General features: G+C 45.4%; 3 protein-coding genes. 2 read left to right on the top strand and 1 reads right to left on the bottom strand.

The features are described from left to right. Positions 1-106: 106 nt before the first annotated feature. Positions 107-466, bottom strand: a complete 360-nt coding sequence (locus tag KNP67_RS15155; RefSeq protein ID WP_021067733.1) for a YgzB family protein — start codon at positions 464-466, stop codon at positions 107-109. 167 nt (positions 467-633) lie between these two features. On the opposite strand from KNP67_RS15155, the gene KNP67_RS15150 reads away from it, so the two are divergent. Both KNP67_RS15150 and KNP67_RS15145 read left to right on the top strand, forming a co-directional pair. Continuing rightward, the gene (locus KNP67_RS15150) at positions 634-1,500 is read left to right on the top strand and encodes a nucleotidyltransferase-like protein (RefSeq protein WP_214756968.1); all 867 of its coding nucleotides are present in this window, start codon (positions 634-636) and stop codon (positions 1,498-1,500) included. A 32-nt stretch (positions 1,501-1,532) separates the two neighbouring features. Beyond that, the gene (locus KNP67_RS15145) at positions 1,533-2,708 is read left to right on the top strand and encodes a PstS family phosphate ABC transporter substrate-binding protein (protein WP_029596000.1); all 1,176 of its coding nucleotides are present in this window, start codon (positions 1,533-1,535) and stop codon (positions 2,706-2,708) included. Positions 2,709-2,973: the final 265 nt, after the last annotated feature.

The following is a 2,973-nucleotide window of genomic DNA, read 5'->3' as shown; positions in this document are numbered from 1 at the left end:
CGCAAAAACACCTCCGATGCTAGCACTTTTTTAAAGTGTACCACTGCGAAGGTGTTTTTATATTGTCTCAAAAATTTAGGTTAGCCCACTGCCTGAGGATGTTTTTTTATTCGTGTGAATGTGATTGGCGTTTGTTATATTTTTCGTCGAACTCTTTACCTTCGAGCGATTGGTCGATCGTGAGCGGTTCGTCGCAATGCATACATAAGTCGACCCGACCGAGCATCTTTGTCTGTTTCTCACAATTCGGACAAGTGACGACGATGGCTTTCGTGGATGCCATCCCAATAATAAAGTAGAGTGCTGAACTCGATAACACCATCACGAAGCCGAGCAACATGAAAATAATCATCAGCCATGTGATGCTTTTCGCCAACAGGCCGAGATACATGACCCCGATTCCCGCAAAGACGAGCAACAACGCAAGGTTTCGAGCGCGGTTGATTTTATTCCCCCGTTTTTTCATTTCGTAATCCCTCCATGTCTGTCTTTACTATAGCTCATCTGCTCGACCGTGAGAAGTTCATACAATCGTTGGCAGGAGAATTTTAAAAGAAGGCGAATCATTTTCGTATCAGATTATTGGGTGGACGTTTGAAGTTCATCATATAGAAAGAAGGTATCAAGGTGACTATGGAGTATGCCACACGCACAATCTATTCGGAATATGCAGCCTTGAAGACGACGCTTGGCATCATCGAAGTGAAGAAGAAACGACCACGCGATCCGTTGACAGACCAATCGGACCGGTTGTTGATTGTGATTGAAGCCAAAGAAGAACCGTTCTGGACAGTGAAACACTATCAGGTCGGACAAGAAAAAATCATTCTCCATTTGGTGAGTGATTCGATGATGGACCGCTGGATTTTGATGAACGAGAATCGCCGGGCCATCCACTGGATTGAAGATGGAATGGTGTTGTTTGAACGAAATACGTTTTTATTAGACTTGCGACAACGTCTTCGTAATTTCTCAAACGATGAGCAACGTCTGCAACTATCGCTTGCTTTTGCGAAATTGCTGCGACGCTTTGAAGACGGCCGAAGCTTATTTTTGCAAGAGGAACACCAAGACGCCTTCACCCAAATTCATCATGCCTTGACTCATTTGGCCAGATTATCGGTCTTAGAGGCCGAGATTCATCCTGAAATCGTATTATGGAAACAAGTACGCACACTCGATTTAGAAATATATAAACTCCACGAGGAACTCGTGAGCGGACAAGAGTCGCTTGAACAACGGATTCACTTGGTGATTATCGGAATGGAACATTTGATTCAATCAAAAGTGTTGCCGGGCACGCTTCTGCTACTGCAAACGATGCAACAACGCGACGAACCGTGGGCGTTCTCGGAATTAATGGAACACCCAAACTTGCAAGCATTGAAAGTCGACCTAGGTAGCATCGTCGGGTTCCTTGTCCGCAAAGGATATGTCCGTTCGGTCGCGCGACCGACAAAAGGTGTTGGGGTCGAAGCCATCGCCTATGAGATCGCCTAACTATATAGAAGCGAATGGAGTAGTTGAATCAGATGAAAATCGTTAAGTTTATATTCGGTAGTGTGTTGATTGTGCTTGTGACCGCAGTCATATCGGTCTTTACAGCACTCTTTACGATGGGCAATCCGATTGCAGGAGGACGCCCGATCCTTTGGACAATTTGGTACGTTGCCGCTTTATTAATTCTCATTATGGCGCTATATGACTTCTCGTCGTTAACGAAGGGGCAACTCAAACGAGTCGGATTGATTGGAACCGTGATTGGAGTCGTGTTCTTCGGTTCAGTGAAAGGGTACTACGTGTATACAGAAGGTTTGCGGATTGAAGAACGCGGTGTTGAGTTGTTTGACTATCAACCGTTTGAAGAAGAGTCCGATTTAGCTAAGCTCGATGCGCCATCTTCGTTTAAAATCGATTCAAATCTCCCACGCCTCGATGGTGCTACGGCACTCTATCCACTGTATGCGTCTTTTGTCGAAGCGGTTTATCCTTCTAACGAATATAATCCGTATAGTACGGAGGAGAGTCCTGTCGTCTCGACGACGACGGGAGAAGCGTATGATCGGTTGATTCAAGGGAAAACGGACATCATCTTTGTCGCCGGACCATCAGATCTTCAAGTGGCCGCGGCTAAGAAGGCAGGTGTGGAGTTCAACATGACACCAATCGGGCGCGAAGCGTTTGTCTTCTTTGTACATGAAGACAATCTAGTTGACTCGCTTAAATTAGACGAGATTCAACAAGTGTATGCCGGAGACATCGATAATTGGAGTGAGGTCGGAGGCGAGAATGATCCGATTCGAGCCTTCCAACGTCCAGAAGGAAGCGGGAGCCAGACGGCCTTGCAGCGGGTGATGGGTGATCGTAAATTAATGGCTGCACCCGTTGAAGATGTCCCGGAAGGTATGGGCGGTATTATCGAACAGACGGCCGCATACACAAATCATAAAAATGCGATTGGGTTCTCTTTCCGCTTCTATGCGACCGAGATGGTCGAAGATCACGACATTAAATTACTTCAAGTGAATGGAATCGCTCCAACGGTAGAAACCATCGCTGACGGGACGTATCCGATCACTTCTGAATTTTATGCCATCACGACAGAAGAGAACTATGAAACGCATAAGCCGTTTTTAGATTGGATGACATCTGAAGAAGGGCAGGCATTGGTGGAGCGGACGGGCTATGTGCCGCTAGCGAAAGATTGAAGCGTTGGGCCTCATGACGGGGCTCAACCTTTTTTATTTTTTTGTAATATTTCTATTGACGAAGTGGTAAATAGAGATTATAGTTATAAACGTTGTCACGGCGAAAGATTATTTCAGTAAAACAATTTGTGAAAAAAGTTGTTGACGCGGAGATAGACGACGTGATAAATTAATGAAGTCGCCAAGAGCGACAGACGAACTTTGAAAACTGAACGATGAGGCAAAAAAAGTTTTACAATGTTTGAATGAAGCGCAAGCTTCGTCA

The sequence above is a fragment of the Exiguobacterium sp. s157 genome, from assembly GCF_018618205.1.
GTDB lineage: Bacteria > Bacillota > Bacilli > Exiguobacteriales > Exiguobacteriaceae > Exiguobacterium > Exiguobacterium chiriqhucha.
This window is presented reverse-complemented; position numbering and strand designations above follow the sequence as displayed.

Coding starts and splice junctions, on each gene's coding strand:
- KNP67_RS15145 (WP_029596000.1), top strand. CDS start 1,533: ATGAAAATCGTTAAGTTTATATTCGGTAGTGTGTTGATTGTGCTTGTG.
- KNP67_RS15155 (WP_021067733.1), bottom strand. CDS start 466: ATGAAAAAACGGGGGAATAAAATCAACCGCGCTCGAAACCTTGCGTTG.
- KNP67_RS15150 (WP_214756968.1), top strand. CDS start 634: ATGGAGTATGCCACACGCACAATCTATTCGGAATATGCAGCCTTGAAG.